12 protein-coding genes are annotated in these 23017 nt (G+C 66.8%); 7 read left to right on the forward strand and 5 right to left on the reverse strand.

The genetic code is table 11. From position 1 onward, the window contains the following. Positions 1–33: 33 nt before the first annotated feature. The 3 genes from H0194_RS06905 to H0194_RS06915 all read right to left on the reverse strand — a co-directional run bounded on the left by H0194_RS06905 (position 34) and on the right by H0194_RS06915 (position 13627). The gene (locus H0194_RS06905; RefSeq protein ID WP_185175208.1) at positions 34–9156 is read right to left on the reverse strand and encodes a type I polyketide synthase; all 9123 of its coding nucleotides are present in this window, start codon (positions 9154–9156) and stop codon (positions 34–36) included. Positions 9157–10075: 919 nt separating this feature from the next. Continuing rightward, on the reverse strand, positions 10076–11839 hold the full coding sequence (locus tag H0194_RS06910; RefSeq protein WP_185175209.1) for a long-chain-fatty-acid--CoA ligase: 1764 nt from the start codon (positions 11837–11839) through the stop codon (positions 10076–10078). A gap of 78 nt (positions 11840–11917) precedes the next feature. Next, a complete protein-coding gene (locus tag H0194_RS06915) occupies positions 11918–13627 on the reverse strand; it encodes a long-chain-fatty-acid--CoA ligase (RefSeq protein WP_185175210.1) in 1710 nt (569 codons plus the stop codon). A gap of 83 nt (positions 13628–13710) precedes the next feature. Here H0194_RS06915 and mshA point away from each other — a divergent pair, with 83 nt between their 5' ends. Beyond that, the gene (mshA, locus tag H0194_RS06920; RefSeq protein WP_185175211.1) at positions 13711–14973 is read left to right on the forward strand and encodes a D-inositol-3-phosphate glycosyltransferase; all 1263 of its coding nucleotides are present in this window, start codon (positions 13711–13713) and stop codon (positions 14971–14973) included. Here the strand turns inward: mshA and H0194_RS06925 are convergent, their stop codons facing one another. Continuing rightward, a complete protein-coding gene (locus H0194_RS06925) occupies positions 14974–16263 on the reverse strand; it encodes a chymotrypsin family serine protease (RefSeq protein WP_185175212.1) in 1290 nt (429 codons plus the stop codon). A 100-nt stretch (positions 16264–16363) separates the two neighbouring features. Between H0194_RS06925 and H0194_RS06930 the strand changes: the two genes are divergently transcribed. The 3 genes from H0194_RS06930 to H0194_RS06940 are packed head-to-tail and all read left to right on the forward strand — an operon-like array spanning position 16364 to position 19065. Next, the gene (locus tag H0194_RS06930) at positions 16364–17113 is read left to right on the forward strand and encodes a phosphoglyceromutase (protein WP_185175213.1); all 750 of its coding nucleotides are present in this window, start codon (positions 16364–16366) and stop codon (positions 17111–17113) included. Positions 17114–17116: 3 nt separating this feature from the next. Continuing rightward, entirely contained in the window at positions 17117–18370 is a 1254-nt protein-coding gene (locus tag H0194_RS06935) for a sensor histidine kinase (RefSeq protein ID WP_185175214.1), read from the forward strand. Further along, positions 18367–19065, forward strand: a complete 699-nt coding sequence (locus tag H0194_RS06940; protein WP_185175215.1) for a response regulator transcription factor — start codon at positions 18367–18369, stop codon at positions 19063–19065. Before H0194_RS06935 ends, H0194_RS06940 begins: the two co-directional genes overlap by 4 nt. On the opposite strand, the gene H0194_RS06945 is transcribed toward H0194_RS06940, so the two are convergent. Then, positions 19062–19985, reverse strand: a complete 924-nt coding sequence (locus H0194_RS06945) for a DUF3109 family protein (protein ID WP_185175216.1) — start codon at positions 19983–19985, stop codon at positions 19062–19064. The genes H0194_RS06940 and H0194_RS06945 overlap by 4 nt on opposite strands. A 33-nt stretch (positions 19986–20018) precedes the next feature. On the opposite strand from H0194_RS06945, the gene H0194_RS06950 reads away from it, so the two are divergent. The 3 genes from H0194_RS06950 (at position 20019) to proC (ending at position 22897) form a co-directional block, all read left to right on the forward strand. Beyond that, positions 20019–20948 (forward strand): Ppx/GppA family phosphatase, encoded by a 930-nt coding sequence (locus H0194_RS06950; RefSeq protein ID WP_185175217.1) that lies wholly within the window; start codon positions 20019–20021, stop codon positions 20946–20948. A gap of 8 nt (positions 20949–20956) precedes the next feature. Further along, positions 20957–21949 carry a hypothetical protein gene (locus tag H0194_RS06955; RefSeq protein WP_185175218.1) on the forward strand — a complete coding sequence of 331 codons (993 nt, stop codon included), beginning with the start codon at positions 20957–20959 and terminating at the stop codon, positions 21947–21949. A gap of 117 nt (positions 21950–22066) precedes the next feature. Continuing rightward, a complete protein-coding gene (gene proC / locus H0194_RS06960) occupies positions 22067–22897 on the forward strand; it encodes a pyrroline-5-carboxylate reductase (protein ID WP_185175219.1) in 831 nt (276 codons plus the stop codon). The last annotated feature ends 120 nt before the right edge of the window (positions 22898–23017 follow it).

Raw genomic sequence — 23017 nt, forward strand, 5'->3', positions numbered from 1 at the left:
CCGGGGGCGGCGGCGTCCCACCCGCTATGGGGTTTAGTCGATAGCGGGGTACGTTCCGTCGGCGGTCAGGCGGACGTCGTCGCCGAGGAGCATGTTGATTTCCGCTGCTTTGTCGGCGTCCACGGCGCCATAGCCGTCGATGGTCACCGTGCCGCTGGCGGCGGGCAGGCGACGGGATTCGATGGTCTCGAACAGTGCCGTGCGGCCCACCATGCCGGCCTCGAAGCGGGCCGCGCCGCGGCGCAGTCGCTCGTTGGCCTGCTCGCGCCAGGTCTGTGCTGCGTCCTCGCCGCGCTGCTGCGCGACGGCGGCCTCAAAGACGCCCGGGTGCGCGTAGGCGATGAGCGCCGAGACGTGGCCGAAGCCCAGCGACGTCAGCGCCGCCGCCTTCACCGGCTTGCCTGCTGCGCCGAGGTTGAGCGGGCTGCGCAGCCAAACGAGATTCTTGGCCTTCGGCTCGATGAGCGGGTCCACGCAGTCCAGCGACACGTTCGCCGGCACCACGCCGGTGCGGAAGATGTCGATGATGCCGCCCGTCTGGAACAGCGCCGCACCCGCCTTGGAGTGGCCGGTCAGCGTCTTCTGGGAGACCACGAACATTGGCTGGTCAGCGTCCCGCCCGATGGCCGGCCACAGGATGGAGTGCAGCTCGGACTCGTTCGGGTCGTTGGCGTTGGTGGAGGTGTCGTGCTTGGACAGGACCGAGACGTCGTTTGGCGTCAGCCCCAGCCCGCGCAGGCCACGGGCCAGCGGGGAGTTCTCGCGGCCGCGTCCGGCCCCGAGCGCGCCGAGGCCCGGCGCCGGGATGGAGGTGTGCGCGCCGTCGCCATACGATGCCGCGTGCGCCACCACGCCGTAGACCGGCAGGCTCAAATCGGCGGCCAGGGAGCCACGCACCAGCAGCACGGTGCCGCCGCCTTCGCCTTCGAGGAAGCCGCCGCGGCGGCGGTCGTTGGCGCGCGAGATGAAGCGGTCGTCGATGCCCTGGTCGGTCATCTTCTTCGTCTCGGCGGTGGCGTTCATGTCGCCGAAGCCGGTCAGGGATTCCACCTGGACGTCGTCGATGCCGCCGGCGACCACGACGTCGGCCTTGCCCAGGGCAATCTTGTCTACGCCCTCCTCGATGGAGACCGCGGCGGTCGCGCAGGCGCCAATCGGGTGGATCATGGAGCCGTAGCCGCCCACCAGGGACTGCATGGTGTGCGCCGCGATGACGTTTGGCAGCGCTTCCTGCAGGATGTCGGACGGGCGTTCCTCACCGAGGAAGCGGGTCACGAACACCTTGTGCAGGGATTCCATGCCGCCGATGCCGGTGCCCTGGGTGGTTGCCACCTGGCCCGGGTGGATGGCCTGCAGCAGTTCCACGGGGCTGAAGCCAGCCTGGGTGAACGCATCGACGGCCGTGACGAGGTTCCACACCGCCATGCGGTCGAGCGAGTCGAGCATATTGGCGGGGATGCCCCACTTGGAGGCGTCGAAGTCGTCCGGCATCTGCGCGGCCACGGTGCGGGTGAGCGTTGCCTTGCGCGGCACCTTGGCGGTCGCGCCCTGAAGTCGGGTGACTACCCATTCGCCGTCTTCTTCGTGGATGCGCGTCATCTCCGGGTCGGCGTCGAGGATGTCGCGCGCCTCGGCCTCGGTGGCCACGGTGAAGGTGATGTCGCGGTCCAGGAACACGGTGGTCAGGTCGATTGAGCCCTGGTCCACGAGGTGGTACTTGTCGGTGAGGGGGCGCACGCCGGCGCGGGCGACGACCTCGTCGCGGAAGCGGTCGTAGATGTCTTCCTCGGCGATCTCGGTGCCTTCGGCGTCGTACCAACCCGGCTGCGGATCCTCGGCCCAGGTGATGAGTCCGGTCATCCAGGCCAGCTCGAGCACGCCGGCGGCGGTGAGTTCCACGGTGCCGTCGCGTTGCAGGCCGTGCTCGGCCTCGAAGCGGGTGCGGCCGGAGCCCCAGGAGGACACCTCGCCGACACCGGCGATGACCACCATGTCCGCAAGCTTCGTGGTGACCTCGCCCACCTCGATGCGTTCTGGTTGTACCGGCTGGACCGGGCTCGGCAGGGCGCGGATCTGCGCCGGGCTTTCCGACGCCTCTTCTGCCGCAGCGTCCGCCTCATCGAGCGACGCGGCGAGCGCAGAGATGGAGACCGGGCTGCTGCCGAGGCCGCCAGTGAGATCCAGGGTGAGGGGCTCGGTGGCGGCGGCCTCACGGGAGCGTCGGGAAGCCAGGGAGATGAGCTTGTCGGAGATTTCTTCCGGGTCCCAGACGTGGATGCCGGCCTGCTCGGCGGCTGGGATGAGGGCGTCGTTGCCGCCCATGAGGTTGGTACCGGCGACCCAGCCGATGGTGGCTTGGGCCAGGGTGACGCCCTGCGGCCAGCCGGCTTCGGCGGACCACTTGGCCAGGATGGCGTCGAGGGCGGCCTTGGTCTCGCCGTAGGCGCCGTCGCCGCCGAACATGCCGCGGTTCGGGGAACCCGGCAGCACCACGTGGCAGCGCGTGTCGACGTCGCGTTGCGCCAGCTCGGAGAGACCCGCGATGGTGCGCTCGACGGACCAGAGCAGCAGGCGGGCCTGGTTCTCGGCGGCGGGGCCGGCGTCGGCAAGTGCGCCGGACACGCTCGGGGCGGCGAATGGGAAGGCGAGTGTCGGGGTGAGCGCCGGCTTGAGGATCTTCACCTCGTTGCCCACGGATTCCTTCTGCTCGGTGCCGATCCAGTCGATGAGCGCGTCGACGTCGCGGAAGCTGGTGAGGTTGGCGGGCACCAGCCACAGGGCCGCGCCGGGGGCGGCGTGGCGGGCGTAGAGCGTGCGGGCGAATTCCTTCCGCGACTGGCTGACGCGGGAGGCGGTCATGATGACGGTCGCGCCGCCTTCGAGCAGGCGCTCGACCAACGCGGTGGCGATGGAACCCGGGGCTGCACCGGTGACCAGTGCGACGTCGTCGACGAATTCCAGGCCCGGGGTCTGCTGCGCGGCGGCAGCAATCTCGTTGAGTGCGGTGGCCTGCTCGGGGCGTTGCGTCGCCCACCATTGCGCCTGGCGGGCGATGGTGTCGCCGGTGCCAGTGAAGCGGGTGGCGGGCAGCTCGGTCTCACCCAGGGCGACGCGGGCGAGGTCCTCGCGGGCGGAGGCCCAGCGGTCGTCGAACAGCACGGCGCGCTTGGCGTCGAAGGACGGGGTGACCGTCTTCAGCCAGCCGGCGCCGAGTTCGGCTTCGACGGCGTCGAAGAGTTCGGTGTCCGGCAGCTCCTGCTCCGGGACCTCGGGGGTCAGGCCGAGCTGGTCCAGGACGGTGCGGGCCGCGGTGGCCAGCACGCCGTCCTCGCCGGTGACGGTGGCGGCGAAGGCGTCGAGGGCCGCGGAGTCCACGACGGCACCGCCTGCGCCGGAACCGCCGGCGTTGAGGGAGACAGACACGCCGTGGGCGGCCGCGACCTGCTCGACGGCGGCGTCGATGAGCGCGTCGAGGTCCTTCTTGCTGGTGGCGCCGGTCGGGATGGTGGCGAGGCTGCCGCCGCGGACGGAGTCCTCGTCGCGGGTGCCCAACAGGATCTCGGCCTCGACGTGGGAGACCCAGGACGCGTCTAGGCCCCAGGCGCCGGTGACGCGCTCGCCGATGTGGGCGGGCTTGACGCCGGTCGGGCCGGTGAGCTGGCGCAGGCGTGCGGTGATGGCCTCGCCCAGCACGCTGCCGAACGGCGCGTAGCTCGGGGCGGCGGCGTTGACGCGCTCGCGCAGCGTGGCAACGTCCGCGTCCGCGGCGCCATCAATAGCGGAGACGCCGAGCTCGGCTGACATGTCCATGAGCAGCTGGTTGCGGCGCGAGGACACACCGTTGGTGAGCTCTTCGACGGTATCGGAGTCCGCGATCTGCTCGATGCGGATCTTGTTCTGGAAGGCAAACAGCACCATGATGGCCTGCGCCGCCTTGAACGGCAGGGCTGGGGCGTCAGCGCCGGAGCCGCCGGCCGCGGGAGCCGACGCAGCCGCTGGAGTAGCCGCAGGCTCCGCCGGGGCAGTGGCCTCGGTCACCCCACCCGCTTCTGGGTTGTCTGGGGTTTCTGGGGCGTTCGGGGTGTCCCCGGCCTCGGAGTCGCCGTCGGCCGCTGCTTCTGGAGCGGCGGGTGCGGCGGTGACGTCGGCGAGCATGACCTGGTCTTGGTCGCGCTCGACGTTGAACACCGGCAGCTCGACCCCGGCCTGCGAGCCGTTCGTCGAGCGCAATGCGGACATGGTGCGCTTGGCCATGTTGGTCAGCGTCGGGGAGGCGGCGAGGCCGACCTCGACGAGCTGATCCACGGCGTCGAGAAGCACCTTCTGGGTCTCAATCCAGCGCACCGGGGACGCGAACTGCCAGGACAGCAGCTCGATCATGAGGAGACGGGCCAGTTCTTGGTCGTCCATGTCGGTGGCGGTGACGCCGCGCAGGCGCTCGGACGGCGCGACCTCCAGGATGGCGTCGATGAAGTCTTGGGTCAGCTCGAACGGGCGGGCCACCAGGTTCGGCACGTAGCGGCCGACGAGTGCATCCAGGTCCAACTCGCGCGGCAGCAGGGCGTCCAGCTTGCCCGCGAAGTCCTCCACGCCGGGGTGCAGGACCGCGGAGTGGAACGGCACGTCGATGCCCGGCACCATGACGAACGCGCGCTCGTGCACCGCCGCGGCCTTGGCCTGCAGGGCCTTAAGCCCTGCCTTGGTACCCGCGATGGAGTACTGCTGGCCCGGGATGTTGTAGTTGACGATTTCCAGGAACTCACCGGTCTCGGCGGCCACGCCGTCGACGTAGCCCTGCACGTCGTCCGCGCCCACGCCGATCATGTTCGGACGCAGCGCGCCCATGGCGTAGTTGGAGTTGCCGTGCTCGTCGCGTGGTACCAGGGAGCCCATGGCGGAACCGCGGGAGTAGACCACGTCGATGACCGCTTCCAGGTCAAAGATATTCGCTAGCGATGCCAGCGCGGTGTACTCACCCAGCGAGTGGCCGGCGTACATGGCCCCGGAAGCGATTGCGTCAGCTTCTCGCAGGCGCTCGGTCTGCGCGTACGCCACGACAGCCAGCGCCACCTGCGTGAATTGCGTCAGGTGCAGCACGCCGTTCGGGTGGCGGAAGGTGGTGCCGCGCACGGTGAGTTCGGTCGGGTTCTCGTCGATGATCTGGCGGATGGAGAAGCCCAAAGCGTCCCGGGTGTGCGCGTCCGCGCGGCGCCAGATTTCGCGCGCTGCAGCGGAAGCGTCGCGGTCGCCCGCGCCCATGCCCTCGGCCTGGATGCCCTGGCCTGGGTAGATGTAGGCGGTCTTGGGCTGTGCGAGCAGCGCCTGGCCGACGGAGACGACCTCGCCGTCGATGCGGCAGGTGACCTCCAGGGCCGCGTGGATGCCCTTGCGGCCAACGCGCTCGACGGTGATCTCCACGACGTCGTTCAGTTGCACCATGCCGTACATGGAGTAGGTCCAGCCCACCACGGTGCCGTGCTTGGCGGCCAGGTGCTGGGCGGTGGCGGACAGCCACATGCCGTGGACCAGCGGCGCGGACAGGTTCACCAGCTGCGCGGCGTTGGTGGAGGTGTGGATCGGGTTGTAGTCGCCGGAGACTAGCGCGAACGGCGTCATGTCGCTCGGCGCGGTGACCTCGGCGCGGTCGATGAAGGAGCGCGGGGTGTCCACGATCTTGGTCGAGGACTTACCGCCGCCGAACTCCGGGGCCGGGGTCGGCACCGCGGTGCCCTGGGCACGGCCGCGGATGGCGAAGCGCTGCATCTGCGTGGCGACGATCTCGTCCCCGCTACGCAGCTCCAGTTCCACGGTGACGATGCGCCCGGAGACAGACTCGTCGATGGCGGTGCACTTGGAGGTGACGTCGATGGTGCGGCCGTCGGCAAGCTCGTGCAGCGGCACGCGCACGTCCACCACGTGGTTGAGGTGCACCGCGTTGAGCAGGCCCTCGATGACGGGGTAGCCGTCCTCCAGCAAGCCGGAGCCGAGTGCGGTGTAGATGGCCGGCCAGCATGGGCCCACCAGCACGTCAGGGGTGCCCACCGGTAGGTCGCCGGCCTTCTCGCTCACGGACTCGCCCAGGCCCGCGCCGGTGACGTTGGTGTGGGCGGACAGCAGGGATGCCGGGAAGGTGAACGAGTACTCGGCCACGCCGAACGGCGCGTCCGCAGACTGGGAGCCTTCGATGATGCGCGGCATGGACTCGATGTGGTCGCCGTTCTCGCTCACCGAACCCACGCCCGCCAGGCCCTCGAGCAGCGCAAAGACGGAATCGGGGAGGCGCTCGTCGGAGACCACCGGGCAGGCGCCGGTGCCCGCGCCTGATGGCAGATCCAGCGGCACGGTCACCTCGCGCACGTAGAACGGGCGCTGGTCTTCGGGCAGGTTGTCCCAGTAGGAGTCGGCGTTGATGCGGATGGACCAGCCGGATTCGTCGCGCACCAGGTCAAAGGCGTCGCTTTCCATCACGTGCGCAGGGTTGGCCATGAGGTGGCCGTGCCACACGATGTGCGGGCTGTTGCGAATGAAGGCCTCCTCGTCCGCGGCGTCTGCCAGGCGGGAGTAGCGCGACTCCGGCTGCACCCCGGCGTCGGCAAGCGCCTGGGTGGCACCGGACTCGAAGCGCCCCAACAGCTCCGCGATGGGCTCGTTCTTCTTCGTGATACCCGCGACGGCCACCGGGCCCGGGATGATGCGCACCTGGTCCGCGGTGTAGCGCTCGTCCTGCGCCTGCCACAGGGTGTCCTTGCCAAACCAGGTCTTCAGATCACCGTCGATGGCAGGGACCCACGGCATGGGCTTGACGTGCTTGTAGTGCAGCTTGATCCACCACGCGGCGTCGCGCGGGGAGACGGTGAGGCGGTGCGCCTCCGGGTAGGCCTCTAGCAGGCGGGCGGCCGCGGCCGGGGCGTCGGCCACCTCGTCCACGGAGGCGAACAGCGTCTCGATCTCGCCGTGGTCGGCGTCCGCCAGGCGGGCCTCCACGCGGTGCAGCAGGTCCAGGAAGCGGTCATCCCACGTCGGATCGGCGAACGGATAAGCCAACTCCACGAACTTGTTGACCCACTCGGCGTACGTCATGGTCTCCACGTCGCCGAAGAATGGCTTCGAGGTCTTGGCCAGCGCGGCGATGATCTCGTCGCGGCGCGGCTCGTAGTCCTCTAAAGGCATGGACGTAATCAGGCGGGACGCCGCCGCGAAAGAGTTGTCCAGGTCGTGGATATCAGCCAGCAGGTGCGACTGGGAGGAGGCGACGCCGTTTTTGCCGGTGCCGCGGCCTACCCAGCCGTTGTTGTCGTCGTAGGAGATACCCGGGGTGTTCACCAGCAGCTCCTTGACGGAATCGGTGGCCTTGGCCTCCTTGGCGGCCATGGCGACGGTGCCGATGAACACGGCGTCGACAGGCGTATCCGGCAGGCCGTACTTATGCGCCCAGGAGCCGGTGATGTAGGTGGCCGCGCGCTCCGGGGAGTAGATGCCGCCGCCTACGGTGAGCAGGATGTTGTCGTGCTCGCGGACCTCCGCGTAGGTGTCCTGCAGCATGTCATCAAGTTCGGTCCAGGAGTGGTGGCCGCCCGCATGGCCGTCCTCGACCTGCATGATGATGAGCGTCTCCGGGTTGGCCGCCGCGATCTTCAGGGTGTCGCGGATCTGCTTGGACGTGCCCGGCTTGAAGGCAATATAGGGGAAACCGTCCTCGTGCAGCTGCGCCAGCAGCTCCGTGGCCTCGTCGACCTCCGGGATGCCGGCGGAGACGGTGACGCCGCTCAACGACGCCCCGGCCGCGCGCGCCTTGGGTACGATGCGGGCCTGGCCGAACTGCAGGTTCCACAGGAAGCGGTCGAAGAACATGGTGTTGAACTGCGCGGTGCGGCCCGGCTCCAGCTGGGCTTCTAGACGATCCTTGTGCCCGGTGAACACCTCGTCGGAGTACATGCCGCCGCCGGCCAGCTCGGTCCAGTAGCCGGCGTTGGCTGCCGCGGCGACGATGTCGGCGTCCGCGGTGGTCGGCGTCATGCCGCCGAGCATGATGGGGGAGAAGCCCGTGGCCGCGGAGAAGCGGGTCTGGGTGTAGGTCTTGCCGTCCGGCAGGGTGACCAGGCGCGGGGCGAAGCGGGACCAGTCGCGGCGCTCGGGCAGTTGCGCGCCGGGGGTGGCCAGCTCGTCGCGCTCGGCGGCGGTGGCCGCGGGCACGAGCGCCTTCGCGGTGCCTACGAGCAGCGGGGAGGTCAACCGCGCCAGGGAGCTATCGAGCGCGAGCAGGTACTCGGCGTCCAGCGTGGCGACGACCGCGAGCCAGTCGTGGTGGTTGACCAGCACGGCGTCGGCAAGCTCGCGGGCACGGGTGGTGTCCAGGCCGCAGCGCTGTGCGTAGTCCACGGTGAGGTCCGCGGCGGCGCGCAGGCTCTTGTGGTGGAAGGGCAGCGCGACGGGCAGGGAGTCGAAACGCGGGCTGAGATCGGAACCGCCGAATTCGGCGGACTCGAGGGCCTCGTTGTGGGCCTCGGCGAAGTTCTGCAGCGCGGACTGGGTGCGCTCCAGGGACTCCGGGGCGCCGGCCACGACGAAGGCGCGGCGGCCGTTGGTGACGGCGATGGCGGCGTCGCCGGCCAGGTGCTTCTCGACGTCCTCGCGGTCCAGGCCGCGCACCGCCAGCATGTGGGAGCGGTTGTCGCTCGCGCCGTGGACGACCGCGGCGGCGGTGCCCATGAGTACGGCGAGGCTCAGCGCTTTGTCTGGCGCGGTGGCCGCGAAGACGCCGAGCACGCCCTGGGAGTGTCCGATGAGCTCGGCGTCCTCGACCTTGAGGCCGAGCTCGCGCAGCTGGTTGAGCGCGGCGATCTGCCCCAAGACGATGCCCGGGATAGAGATCGCGGGGAAGGTGTCGGCCACTGTGGCCTCCGGGTTCTTGTCGGCGCTGGTGCCGGCGAGCTCCTCCAGGCGCTCGAACACGCCCGGCGTGGTGGAGGCGATCGTGCGTGCCACCGGTCCGGTGGTAGTGCGGGCCTGTGTGAGCAGTGCGGTGAGGTCGGCTGCGCCGCGGTTGGTGGCGGCGCCGTCGACGATGGCGCGCTGCCAGGCCGAGCCTTGTCCCGCGAACAGGATGGCCGGCGCGGAGCCGGCGGAGGAGAGCTGCGTGAGCGGTGTCAGAGTCATGATTTCTTAGGTCACCTTTTTACGTGTACGTCGGTTACGTGCGAAGCGCCGCCCCAGAACTCACCATCCGGCAGATAGTTTCTAGGACAAACACATACCCGACCTACGATACAGTAAGTTACGGCTCAGTAGGTTGTGGCGAGGTAAGAATTTTTCTCGCTGCCCCCGGCCGGGGCAGGCGAGCTGCGCGACTGCGCCAGGGAGAGGAACATCTACTCCAGCTTGAACCTTGGATCACGTGTCAAAGAAGCGGAATGGTTCATCAATATCAAGCGATTATGCGTGCTGTTTCTCGAGCTCCGAGCCATTGTTTTCCGCGGCTTGTTGGTGAGTTCGGGCTATCTCCGGACAAGTTCCTATATCACCGTGTCTTAACGGTCTACCTTTGGTCACGCACCCATATGTGATCTGATCCAGAAGTGAAAACGAGCAAGTCCCGGCAGGTAGAGGGCGCGAAATTTTCCCGATTTTCTCGTAACCACGTGATGTGATCCGAATTCTCAAAATCCAGTTTGTCAAGAATTGATTCGCCAGCAATGTCGTATACCCATAAGTCGTGGACATTTTCATATTCGACCGAGTATTTTTGGAAAGTTCCCTAAGGCTGAAAGATGGTTTCAAACCCTGCGAGGGATGTCCCGCTGGGCGTTTCTACTTCGACTACGATGTATAGAAATTCTTTGAGCCAATCTGAGGCTAATTTCATTTTCATAAATCCACAGTTGTGATATCTGGGCTGAACCAGGTAGGCGCCTTGTTGCTCGTGCCGTGAGCGCCCGCATTGTGAGCGGTATGCATAGTAGTGATTCCGCGCGGATTTGCGCCGCTGTCCGTCCTGCGCAGAGAGGCGCGATGGTCATCGGTGTCATCACGCCGCAGTGGGTAACAAGCTGTGCTCCTCGGTGAGGATGTGGAGTATTTAAGCCTGCGCCTGGTGCCCGTTGCCGTCCTTGAGTAGCTCGAGCAGCTCCGCCTGCACCTCGCGGCGGCGGATCTTGCCCAGCTGATCCTGGGCGAGGTGCTCGAAGTGGTAGAAGGTGCGCGGGACCTTGTAGCGGGTCAGATTGTTGCGCGCGAATTCCTTCATCTTCTCCGGCTCCAGCGCCGCGCCGTCGCGCAGCGTAATGCAGGCGACCACGTCCTCCGAACCATCCTCGCGCGGGCGGCCCACCACGGCCACGTCCACGATGTCCGGGTGTGTTCGCATGACCTCTTCCACCTCCGCCGGGTAGACGTTGAAGCCGCCGGTGATGATGACCTCCTTGAGGCGGGAGACCAGGCGAATGAAGCCATCTTCTTCCATAACCGCCATGTCGCCCGTGCGGAACCAGTTCTTGTGGAAGGACTCCGCGGTGGCCTCCGGGTTGTTGAGATAGCCCTTGAATACCTGCGGGCCGCGGATGAGCAGCTCGCCCTCCGTGCCGTCCGGCATGACCGTGTCCGGGTCCTTCGGGTCCACGATGCGTACCTCGGTATCCGGGAAGGGCAGGCCAATATAGCCCGGGCGGCGCCCGCCGTCCATCGGGTTCCCAATGGCCACCGGGGACGTCTCCGTCAGGCCGTAGCCTTCCACCAGGTTGCCGTGGGTGAGTGCCTCCCATTCCTCCACCGTGGACACCGGCAGCGTCGCCGCGCCGGACAGGGCGTTGCGGATGCCCTTGAGCTCCACGCCCTTCTCCTGGGCGGCTTCGATGATCTTGTTGTACAAGGTGGGCACGCCCGGCACCCAGGTCGGGGTGTGCTTCTTCATGACCGGCATGATGAGCTCCATCTTCGGTGCCGGCAGCAAGATGATCTCGCCGCCGATGTAGACCGCGAGCACGCCGATGAGCGTGAGCCCGTAGGCGTGGAACATCGGCAGGGCGCCCAGCATGCGCTCGTCGGTCGTGCCCAGGCCCGGGACCCAGTGCTTGCCCATGTGGGCGTTGGCAAAGACGTTGCCGTGGCTGAGCTCCGCGCCCTTGGGTTTGCCCGTGGTGCCCGAGGTGTACATGATGATCGCGGTGTCGTCCGGCGTGATGTCCGCTGCCGGCTGGAAGCCCTCGCCGTCGCCGCCGATCGCGGGGGAGATGAGCGAGTTCCAGCTCACCGTGTTCGGCGCCTTGCCCGTGAGCTGGTCGCGCTTTTCAGTAATCTGCGGGACCGGGATGCGCAGCAGGAGCTGCTGCATGCGCGGCATCGCCTCAATCATGTTGACGGAGATGATGGTCTCCAGGTTCGTGACGCCGCGCAGCTTCTCCAACGTCGGCGCGGTCTTGTCCCAGGAAATCGCCACCCGCGCGCCGTGGTCCTTGAACAGGCCCTCCAGCTCCGGTGCGGTGTAGAGCGGATTGTGCTCCACGACGACCGCGCCGAGCTTCTGCACCGCGTAGAACGCCGCGATGTGCTGCGGGCAGTTCGGCAGCACGATGGCTACCTTGTCGCCCGGGCGGATACCGAAGGCGCGTAGGCCCGCCGCGGCAGCGCGGACCTGCTGGTCCAGCTCGCGGTAGGTCTGGCGGCGGCCAAAGAACCACGTGGCCGGCTTGTCGGCGTTCTTGACCAGGTTCTGGTCATAGACGTCGAGAAGTGTGTTGTCGCCGTAGTCCAGGGTGTGTGGGGTCCATTCGGCGTAGTGCTCTAGCCAGGCCTTGGTCGACGCCGCGTGGCTAGGGTGTGCGCCAGATTCTGCTGGGCTCGTCATGGGGTGCCTCCGATACAAGAAATTTCGTTATCCAAACAAAGTTTATCCACAATCGGGGACCGAGCCCACGATAAGGCGCTAGTTTTCGCCCATGCGCTCCAGCAAGTCCGCCTGCACCTCGCGGCGGCGGATCTTGCCCAACTGGTCCTTGGCCAGGGATTCGAAGTGGTAGAAGGTGCGCGGCACCTTGTAGCGGGTGAGCTTCTCGCGGGCGTAATCCTTCAAGGCCTCCGGGTCCAGAGCCGCGCCGTCGCGAAGCGTCACGCACGCCACGACGTCCTCGGAACCGTCCTTGCGGGGGCGGCCCACCACGGCGATTTCCTCAATGTCCGGGTGCGCCAGCATCGCGGATTCCACCTCGCCGGGGTAGACATTAAAGCCGCCGGTGATGATGAGCTCCTTGATGCGGGAGACGATCTTGATGTAGCCGTCCGGCTCCATGATCGCCATGTCGCCGGTGCGGAACCAGCCGTTGTGGAAGACCTCCGCCGTGGCCTCCGGGTCATTGAAGTAGCCCTTGGAAATCTGCGGGGCGCGCGCCACCAGCTCGCCGGCCTCGCCGTCCGGCATGGTCTCGTCCAGGTTCTCCGGGTTGGCGATCCGCACTTCGGTATCCGGGAAGGGCACGCCGATATAGCCCGGGCGGCGGTCGGTGGTCATGGGGTTGCCCACCAGGATCGGGGAGCACTCCGTGAGGCCGTAGCCCTCCACCAGGAGCCCGCCGGCCATGGATTCCCAGTCCGCCACGGTGGCCTCCGGCAGGGACGCGGCGCCGGAGAAGGAGTTGCGGACGCTGGAGAGATCCACGTTCTTCTCGCGCGCGGCCTCAATGATCTTCTCGTACAAGGTGGGAACACCCGGGATCCAGGTAATCGGGTGCTTCTTCTGCACGTTCATGACCAGGTCCATCTTCGGTGCGGGCAGCAAAATGAGCTCGCCGCCGATGAGGAAAGCCAGGGTGGCAGAGAATGTGAGCCCGTAGGCGTGGAACAGCGGCAGGGCCGCCAGCATCCGCTCGGGCTGATCGCCCAGCCCCTTGACCCAGGCCTTACCCTGCACGATGTTGGCGTACAGGTTGCCGTGACTGAGCTCCGCGCCCTTCGGTGCGCCGGTGGTGCCGGAGGTATACAGGATGACCGCGGTGGTGTCCTTGGTGATGTCCTCCGGGGAGGCCAGGTTGCGGCCCAGGCCGCCGATGGCCTGCGAGGTGAGGGCGTCCCACGGCACGGTGTTCGGGGCGTCGCCAGTTAATTGCGCGCGCATCTTGCGCAGCTGTGGCACCGGCAGGCGCAGGGCAACGCGCTGCAGGCGGGGCATCGCGTCCACCATGTTGACGGAGACGATGGTCTCCAGTGCAGTGTCCTCACGAAGCTTCTCGACGGTCGGTGCCGCCTTGTCCCACACAATCGCAATGCGGGCCCCATGGTTGCGGAAGGGCCCTTCGAGCTCGTGCGCGGTGTATAGCGGGTTGTGCTCCACGACGATGGCGCCGAGCTTGAGCACCGCATAGAACGCGATGATGTGTTGTGGGCAGTTGGGGAGCAAGATGGCCACGCGGTCGCCGGGGCGCACGCCGAAAGCCTTCAGGCCGGCGGCGGCGCGGCGCACCTGGACGTCGATGTCGCCGAAGGTCATTTGGCGGCCGAAGAAATAGGTGGCTGGCTTGTCCGCGTTGCGGGTGAGGTTCTCCTCGTAGACGTCCAACAGCGTGGTCTCACCGTACGGCAACTGCGCGTCTGCCCAGTCCGGGTAATACTGCAGCCAGGCCTTGGTTTCGAAAGCGGACATCATTACCTTCCCGTAAGTTTCGCGCGCGTAGGTTTGTTTCGTAGTGCAACTATACGCCTTCCGTAAGTCGCTAGACTTGGGGCATGAAAATCGCGATGATCTCCATGCACACCTCGCCCATCCAGCAACCAGGGTCCGGCGACGCGGGCGGCATGAACGTCTACATCCTCAACATCGCCACCCATCTGGCGCGCCACGGCATCGACGTGGATATCTATACCCGCGCCACCAGCAGCCTGCGGCAGGTGGTGGACGTGGAGCCGCACCTGCGGGTCATCAACATCGAGGCCGGCCCCTACGAGGGCCTGGACAAAGAGGAGCTGCCCACGCAGCTCGCGGCGTTCGCGGGCGGCATCGTCCAGTACGTCAAGTGTCACCATGTGAGCTACGACCTCATCCACTCCCACTACTGGCTGTCCGGCCAGGTGGGGTGGCTGCTCAAGGACCTGTGGGAGATTCCACTCGTGCATACCGCTCACACGTTGGCGGCGGTGAAGAACTTGCACCGCACGGCGGAGGACACCCAAGAATCTGAGGCGCGCCGCATCTGCGAGCAGCAGCTGGTGGACAACGCCGACCTCCTTGTGGTCAACACTGACGCCGAGACCCAAGACCTTGTGGAGCATTACGACGCCGACGCCTCCCGCATCGTGGTGGTCAACCCCGGCGCCGACGTCGAGCTGTTTTGCCCGGGCACCAACCGCAACACGGAGATGTCCCGGCGCCTCTTGGGGCTGCCGCAGCACACCAAGGTCGTGGCATTCGTGGGGCGCCTCCAGAAGTTCAAGGGCCCGGACGTTCTCATCCGCGCCACCGCGGAGCTGCTGTGCCGCGACCCGTACCGCAACCTGCGCGTGGTGATCTGCGGCGGGCCGTCGGGGGCGAACACCACCCCGGAGACGTACCGCGACCTGGCGCGGGAGCTGGGCGTCGACCGGCACGTGCGCTTCCTGCAGCCCCGCCCGCCGGAGGAGCTCGTGGCGGTCTACCAGGCCGCGGACATCGTGGCGGTGCCCAGCTACAACGAGTCCTTCGGGCTGGTGGCGTTGGAGGCCCAGGCCACCGGCACCCCGGTGGTGGCGGCGCGCGTGGGCGGCTTGCCTGTTGCGGTCGCCGAAGGGGAGACGGGATTGCTTGTCGACGGCCACGATGACGCCGCGTGGGCAGACGCCCTGGCGGAATTGCTGGACGACGACGCCCAGCGCATCGCCATGGGCGAGGCCGCGGTGGGGCACGCGGCGAAGTTCTCGTGGGACGCCGCCGCGACCAAGCTCATGGAGATTTACGACCGGGCGCGTGCTATCGCGGTGCCCGAGTGTCACGACCGCAAGCCCGCGGGCGTGTAGCTAGCGGCTGCGGTGCGGCGTCATCGCCGCGGAGACGACGTTATTGATCTCGCGCTCGGCCAGTTTCTGCGCGGCGGCGACGTCCTTGTGGAACTGCGTCGACGCCTCGTAGAAGGCGGTGGTGTCGCCCTGCGGGATGCCGTGCGCGGCGCGCGCGGTCTTGTCGGCGGACGCTGCCACCTTGTGCGCGGCCTGCTCGAGGCTCGGGGCTTGCGCGTTCTGTGAAGTCTGCGCGGTGTCTGCCGCCTGCATGCTCGCGCCCGGGCGCGCGGTCTGCGCGGTGGCCTTGGTGGCCTTGGTGCCGGGGCCGGAGTGGGCATCAATATAGCCCTCCAGCTTCTCGCGGGACTCCTTGCCCGTGGAGAAGCGGGCGCGCGGGGTGGCCTCGTTGGTCACCTTGAAGTGACGGTTGACCGTCCCGGACTTGATGCCGTAGGCGTCCTCAATAGCACGGTCGGCCGGCTGGGTGCGGCTGACCGGCCCCATGCTCATGGACGAGATGCCCACAACCTTCTTGGTGCGCGGATTGTAGTTGATGCCGCCCGAGTCACCCTTTTGGATGTTCATGCCCCAGCTCCACACGCCGTGCGCGGTGCGGAACATCTGGTAGCCACAGGAGCGGCCGGTGCGCGCCCCGTCCTTGCAGATGGGGTCGCCGAAGTTATCGGTTGAGACCTGGAAGGGGTAGAGGCGCGTGCGATCGTCGACGCCCTTCAGGGTGACGGCGCGGCCGCGGGCCTTGCCGTTTTCGTCGCGGCTGAAGGACTTGTTGGTCGTCCGCACCCGCGGATCGAGTTTCACCGACGCCCAGTCGGCGGCGTTAAACGCGTCGTGAAGGGTGCGGACCAGCGGCTCGTCGTCGGCAAGCAAATCGTCGTAACCCAGGCGATCCCGGTAGCCGATGTAGAACTCGCCGCTGCGGGTCGGGGCATAAACCTCGCCGCGCATCGCGGTGTCCTTCTCCAGGTTTTGCAGGCAGTGCCCCGCGGTGAACATGACGCGCCGCGGTTTCTTGCCCTTGCGATACACGGTGCCCACGGGGCCCTGGGAGCAGGTGGAGACGTAGAAGTTGGCGGGTAGCTCCATCACCGAGCCGTCCGCGCGGCGATATGGGGACGGGTTGACTTCCGTGACGTGGATGGGCGCGCCGGGCGCGGCCAGGGCGCGGGTGGCGGGGTAGTGCGGGTTGGTGCGGAACGTACCTACGGCCTCAGCCTCGTACGTGCCGGGGACGACGGCGGTGGACACGAGGGCGCAGGCGGCGACGAGTGAAGCGAGAATCTTTTTCATAACGTGGGAAAGTCTAAACGCCACAGGGGGAGCTCGCGCGGTGTTTACTCATTCGGGGGATATAGCGCGCGACCGCGTGGATAATGGCACACTTAGAGGTATGACTAACGGAAAGCTCATTCTCCTTCGACATGGCCAGTCCCAGTGGAACGAATCCAACCAGTTCACAGGCTGGGTGGACTGCGATCTGACCGCCAAGGGCGAGGCCGAGGCCAAGCGCGGCGGCGAGTTGCTCGCCGAGAACGACCTGCTGCCTGAGGTGCTCTACACCTCGCTCCTGCGCCGCGCGATTCGCACCGCCAACATCGCACTCAACGCGGCGGACCGCCACTGGATCCCGGTCGTGCGCGACTGGCGCCTCAACGAGCGCCACTACGGCGCGCTGCAGGGCCTGAACAAGGCCGAGACCCGCGATAAGTACGGCGAGGAGCAGTTCATGGCGTGGCGTCGTTCTTACGACACCCCGCCGCCAGCGCTCGAGGACTCCTCCGAGTACTCCCAGGTGGGCGACCCTCGCTACGCTGACTTGGATGAAGTGCCGCGCACCGAGTGCCTTCTCGACGTCGTCAAGCGCCTGGTTCCGTACTTCGAAGAGGAGATCCTGCCGCGCGTCAAGGATGGCCAGACGGTCCTGGTGGCCGCGCACGGCAACTCCCTGCGCGCCCTGGTCAAGCACTTGGATAGCATTTCCGACGAGGACATCGCGGGCCTGAACATCCCGACCGGCATCCCGCTGGTCTACGAGATTGATGCCGCGGGCACCGTGGTGAACCCAGGTGGCACCTACCTGGATCCGGAAGCGGCGGCGGCAGGCGCCGCAGCCGTGGCGGCGCAGGGCGGGAACAAGTAGTTTTTGTCCTCCGCACTCGCTTTTCTTGCAGGCGTGGCTTTTTGTGGCCTCGCCTTGTTGGCGATCCGTGGCATCCGCGCCCGCATCCAGCGGCGCCGCGCCTCCGCGACCATTGAGGCGAACCAGGTCAACACCGTGTCCCAAGTGTTGCACCTGGCCATCCAGGGATCGCCCACGGGCATCACCGTCATTGACCGGGCAGGCGAGGTCATCTTGTCCAATCAGTCCGCCCACGAGATGGCGCTCGTGCACGACCGCGCGATCAACCCGGACATTCGCCGGGTGGCCAACGCGGTTTTTGAGGACAAGGAGACGCGCACCCTGGACACGTCCATCGCTAAGCGACGGACCGGCAACCGTGTGAGCCACGTCCAGGCCGTCATCAAACCCCTCACGCTCGTCGACGATCGCTTCGTCATCGTCTACGGCACCGACCAAAGTGAGCACGTGCGGATGGAATCTGCGCGCCGCGACTTCGTGGCCAACGTCTCGCACGAGCTCAAGACCCCGGTGGGCGGCATTGCGCTGTTGGCCGAGGCGCTGCTGGATTCCCCGGACGACCAGGAGCACGTCAACTACTTCGGCACCAAGCTGCAGAAGGAAGCGCACCGCATGGCGGACATGGTTAACGAGCTCATCGCGTTGTCCAAGCTGCAGGGCGCTGAGGCGCTGCCGGACACGGAGCCGGTTCCCATCGACGACATCATCGGCGAGGCCGTCTCCCGTAACAAGGTGGCCGCCGATACCCACGGCATCGAGCTCACCGTCTCCGAACCTACTGACATTCTCGTGCGGGCGGACAAGCCCTTGTTGGTGACCGCGATTTCCAACCTCATCGCCAACGCCATCAACTATTCGCCGAATGCCACCCCCGTGTCCATCTCGCAGAAGCAGGTCGGCGCGGACATCGTGCTCATCCGTGTGACCGACCGCGGCATCGGTATCGCCCCGGAGGATCAGGAGCGCGTGTTCGAGCGTTTCTTCCGCGTGGACAAGGCGCGTTCCCGCCAGACGGGCGGAACGGGGCTGGGCTTGGCCATAGTCAAGCACGTGGTGGCCAACCATGGCGGTAATATCAAATTATGGTCGCGCCCAGGCACGGGGTCGACGTTCACGATTGAACTGCCGATCTATCATGAAAAGGAGCCCACTCCGACTGCGGGCGTGGCCGACACTGATACTGAGGCGCCGAAGGCGCCTGCCCTGCGCACTGCCGTGGGGCGGGTTGCAGCACGTCGAAAGGACAAAGCATCATGACCACCATCCTGCTCGTCGAAGACGAAGAGTCGTTGGCGGACCCCCTCGCCTTCTTGCTCCGGAAGGAGGGCTTCGATCCGATCCTCGCCCCCGACGGGCAGACGGCGCTGCGGGAATTCGAGCGCAACGACATTGATATTGTCCTCCTTGACCTCATGCTGCCCGGCATGTCCGGCACGGACGTGTGCAAGCAGATCCGCTCCACTTCTTCGGTGCCCATCATCATGGTGACCGCCCGCGACTCGGAGATCGATAAGGTCGTGGGCCTCGAGCTCGGTGCGGACGACTACGTGACTAAGCCATATTCCTCCCGCGAGCTCATCGCCCGTATCCGCGCTGTGCTGCGCCGCGGCAGTGACCAATCACAGGACGCTACCGCGGACGAGCCCGACGATCAGATCCTCGAGGGCGGCCGCGTGCGCATGGACGTCGAGCGCCACACCGTTTCCGTGGATGGCGAGCCGGTGCCGATGCCGCTCAAGGAATTCGACCTTTTGGAGTATCTGTTGCGCAACGCGGGTCGCGTGCTCACCCGCGGGCAGCTCATCGATCGCATCTGGGGCGCCGACTACGTCGGTGACACCAAGACCCTCGACGTCCACGTCAAGCGCCTGCGCTCCAAGATTGAGGCCGAGCCCTCCCGCCCCCAGCACCTAGTCACGGTGCGTGGCTTGGGCTATAAGTTCGACCTCTAGTTCTCGCGGGCCTTCACCGTCGCCGGGTGCTGCGGGAACGCCACCCCGGCCTGTCGGGCCTGCTCGCGCGCCGCGCAGTGCTCCGCCAAGATTTCGTAGCACTCTTGGCCTAACAGGGCCACGAGTTCGGCGCGGTGCGAGCTCCAGACTGGCTCCGGGTTGGAATGGCACGCGGAATCGCCGGTGCAGTACCAGTCGAAGTCCTCGCCGCCCCCACCCCAGCCGCGGCGGTCGTACTCGCCGATGGTGGTGCGCAGAATCTCTTGGCCGTCGGGGCGCTCCTCGTACTCCTCGTGGCGGCGCAGCGGCAGCTGCCAACACACCTCGGGCTTGACTACTGTCAGCTCCTCCCCGGCGTCGAGCGCCCACTGGTGCAGTGCGCAGCCCGCTCCGGTGGGCCAGCCTTCGCGATTAGCGAAGATGCATGCGCCACCCACTACCGGGGTCTTCAGTGCGGGCTCTGGCTCGCCGTCATCGCCGTCTAGCTCGTCCCAGGCCAGCCACGGTTCCAATTCCACAGGATCCGCGGCGGCCAGGTAGGAGTCCACCGAGTCGGGGCGGTGCTGCCAGTACTTCGCCGGCATGGATGCCACGGCGTCGCAAAGCTGGTCTCGGTCTTGTTCATCGGCCATGTAGGCGCCGTGTACGCAGCACCCCACGTCGGGCTGCGATGCGTCGATGCCGGGGCAGGCGCTGGTGCCGAAGGCGCAGGAATAGTGCGATTCCACCCAGGTGAGATCAATGGAAAACACATGCAGGGGATCGTCCGGGTTGGTGAACTCGAACCATTCGCGGGGGAAATCTGGGGCCACTTCGCGCCCAGAGGAAATGGATTGTCCCGCAGGTGAGGACGCTGGGAAACCCAAATGCACGGGTTTGCGCCCGGGGTCGTTGTGGGGATGGGATTGTGGGCGATTCACACTAACCCACCGTAGACCTACTACCCTGTAGGTGTGCGATTAGGTGTATTAGACGTAGGCAGCAATACCGTCCATCTGGTGGCGGTGGATGCCGCCAGTGGCGGTAAGCCGACCCCGATGAGCGATTGGAAGACGCCGCTGCGGCTGGTTGAGCAGCTTGATGACGACGGCGCGATCCATTCCAAGGGCCGTAAGAAGCTCATCTCGGCGGGGAGCGAGGCCGCGGAGCTGGGCGAGAAGCTCGGGTGCGTGGAATTCCTCCCCATCGCCACGTCGGCGGTGCGTTCGGCGTCCAACTCGGAAGAGGTCCTGGATGAGGTGGAGAGGGAAACGGGCGTGCGCCTGCAGATCCTCTCCGGAGAGGAAGAGGCGCGCCTGACCTTCCTGGCGGTGCGTCGCTGGTACGGCTGGTCCGCGGGTCGCATCACCAACCTGGACATTGGTGGCGGTTCCCTCGAACTCTCCTCGGGCACGGATGAGGAACCGGACGTCGCGTTTTCTCTCGATCTGGGCGCGGGCCGGTTAACCTACAACTGGTTCGACACCGATCCTCCGGGGAAGAAGAAGGTCAACCTGCTGCGCGACTACATCGACGCTGAGCTTGTCGACGCCACGGAGCAGATGAAGGCCCTGGGCCCTGCGGGTCTGGCAGTGGGTACCTCAAAGACCTTCCGCACCCTGGCGCGTCTGACCGGTGCGGCGCCGTCGTCGGCGGGCCCGTACGTCAAGCGCACCTTGACGGCGCCCGGTTTGCGACAGATTATAAACTTTATCTCACGCATGACAGCTTCCGATCGCGCGGAGCTTGAGGGCGTGAGCTCGGATCGCTCGCATCAGATTGTGGCGGGCGCATTGGTCGCGGAGGCGTCCATGCGTGCGTTGGGTATTGAGAAGCTGGAAATCTGCCCGTGGGCTTTGCGCGAAGGTGTTATCCTGCGGCGCATCGACAAAGGACTGGAATAGGACGGATCATGGCTGAAGACAAACAGTTGACAGTGGCTGAGCTGCTGGCACAAAGCGGTGGCGGCGCCGCGAAGGATCGCCCGCGCCGCCGGCGCCGCCGCAGCCTCGACGACGGCGGTATCTCCGTCGCGGAGCTGACCGGCTCCATCCGTCGGGTGGACGCCACCCCGGAGCAGTCCCGCCACTCCAGCGTGGACATCGACGAGACCGCCCCCGTCATCCCCGCGCCGAAGAAGCCCGACGAGGAGGGACAGGCCCCGGAGGCCGCGGTCCAGCCCGCAAAGAAGGCTGAGCCAGCGAAGAAGGCTGAGTCTGCTCAGGACAATGAGGACACCTCGGTCATCGACAAGGTCAAGGACGCCCCGGCGCCCACACCTAAGTCCAAGTCCACTCCCAAGCCCGCCGCGTCAACGGCCCCGGCAGCCACGCCGACGACCACCGCGCCTAAGCCGAAGCCGCAGGCTAAGCCAGCTGCGAAGTCCGCAGCGAAACCGGACGAGACCGGTGTCATCCCCACCGTTGGCGCCGCCGCAGGCACCGCGGGCGCTGCTGCCGCAGGCGCGACCACCACAGGGGCCGCTGACAAGGCCGCGACCCCTGGCGCAGGGAAGTCGGCATCCACGCAGGATCGCCCGGTTCAGCAGATGCCACCGCAGGACTCTGCTAAGGCTCTCCGCGCCAGCGACAACACCGACAACCCCGACGCCGCTGGTACCACCGGCACCGAAGAGGGCGAGGACGACGGCGAGAAGGTCAACGTCATGGCTGTCATCCTCCTGGCCGTCGTTGGCATCGTGCTCGGCGCAGTGGTGTTCAAGGGCTTCGAGCTCCTGTGGGAGCGCATGACTGTCCCCGTCGTCAGCGTCCTGGCCGTTGCCGTCACCGGCATCATGGTGGGTATCGTGCACGCCCTGCGCACCGAGCGCGACACCTTCTCCATGGTGCTCGCCGGTATCGTCGGCCTCGTACTTACCTTTGGGCCTTTGCTTATCGTCATGTAGCCTTTGCTTATCGTCATGTAACAGCCGCCGTACCTGCATTCGCAACAGGCGTCGCCCCTCCGGGGGCGGCGCCTTTCGTCGTGGTACGCCCGCGGCCGCTGTGGCAGTGTGGAGAGCATGACTGACGCAAAGAATTCCACTTTTGATGCAACCAACATTGCCGTCCTCGGAGGGGGACAGATCGGCGAGGCCCTCATCGCCGGTGTGCTGGCCGGGGGCCGCGATCCGCAGACGCTGACGGTGACCAACAGGTCCGTCGAGAAGCAGAACTACTTTGCCGACACCTACGGCGTGCCCACCACCGCAGACAACACCGCCGCCGTGAAGGGGGCCGGGGTGGTCTTCGCCTGCGTAAAGCCTTATGCCATCGAGGATCTCCTGCGAGAGGTCGGCGAGCACCTCGAGCCGAACGCCGTGGTGGTCTCCATGGCCGCCGGCCTAACCCTCACGGCGCTGGAGGGAGCCCTGCCCGCCGATACCGCCGTGGTTCGTGTCATGCCTAATACGCCGATGCTCGTTGGCGCTGGCATGAACGCCTGCGTGCCGGGCACCGCGGCCTCCCAGGAGGATATGGACGGCGTGGCGGAGCTGCTGGGCGCCGTGGGCGACGTCGTCGTGGTGGCGGAGAAGGACATGGACGCGGTTACGGCGTTGTCGGGTTCTTCGCCCGCATACTTCTTCCTCGTTACCGAGGCGCTTATCGACGCCGGCGTGAACCTCGGTCTTACCCGCGACGTGGCGCAGCAGCTGGCAACCTCCGCCGCGGCGGGCGCGGGCGCCATGCTCAAGGACTCCGGCAAGGATCCTGTCACGCTGCGGGCCAACGTGTCTTCGCCGGGTGGCACGACCGTGGCCGCGCTGCGCGAGCTGGAGGAGTCGGGCATTCGCGGTGCCTTCTTCCGGGCCGCGCAGGCCTGCGCGGATCGCTCCAGGGAACTCGGCGACTAGTTCTCTTACCGGTTTACTCCCCCCCACGCGGGGGTAGGGGAGGGCCGCCTGTGGCGGGTGGTGGGGAAGTTGCATGGGAGTTTTGCGCGGGCATTGGGGACAAGGCCGCAACAAGGGCGA

The organism is Corynebacterium incognita (assembly GCF_014217255.1).
Classification (GTDB): domain Bacteria; phylum Actinomycetota; class Actinomycetes; order Mycobacteriales; family Mycobacteriaceae; genus Corynebacterium; species Corynebacterium incognitum.

Coding starts and splice junctions, on each gene's coding strand:
- H0194_RS06905 (WP_185175208.1), bottom strand. CDS start 9,156: ATGACTCTGACACCGCTCACGCAGCTCTCCTCCGCCGGCTCCGCGCCG.
- H0194_RS06910 (WP_185175209.1), bottom strand. CDS start 11,839: ATGACGAGCCCAGCAGAATCTGGCGCACACCCTAGCCACGCGGCGTCG.
- H0194_RS06915 (WP_185175210.1), bottom strand. CDS start 13,627: ATGTCCGCTTTCGAAACCAAGGCCTGGCTGCAGTATTACCCGGACTGG.
- mshA (WP_185175211.1), top strand. CDS start 13,711: ATGAAAATCGCGATGATCTCCATGCACACCTCGCCCATCCAGCAACCA.
- H0194_RS06925 (WP_185175212.1), bottom strand. CDS start 16,263: ATGAAAAAGATTCTCGCTTCACTCGTCGCCGCCTGCGCCCTCGTGTCC.
- H0194_RS06930 (WP_185175213.1), top strand. CDS start 16,364: ATGACTAACGGAAAGCTCATTCTCCTTCGACATGGCCAGTCCCAGTGG.
- H0194_RS06940 (WP_185175215.1), top strand. CDS start 18,367: ATGACCACCATCCTGCTCGTCGAAGACGAAGAGTCGTTGGCGGACCCC.
- H0194_RS06955 (WP_185175218.1), top strand. CDS start 20,957: ATGGCTGAAGACAAACAGTTGACAGTGGCTGAGCTGCTGGCACAAAGC.
- proC (WP_185175219.1), top strand. CDS start 22,067: ATGACTGACGCAAAGAATTCCACTTTTGATGCAACCAACATTGCCGTC.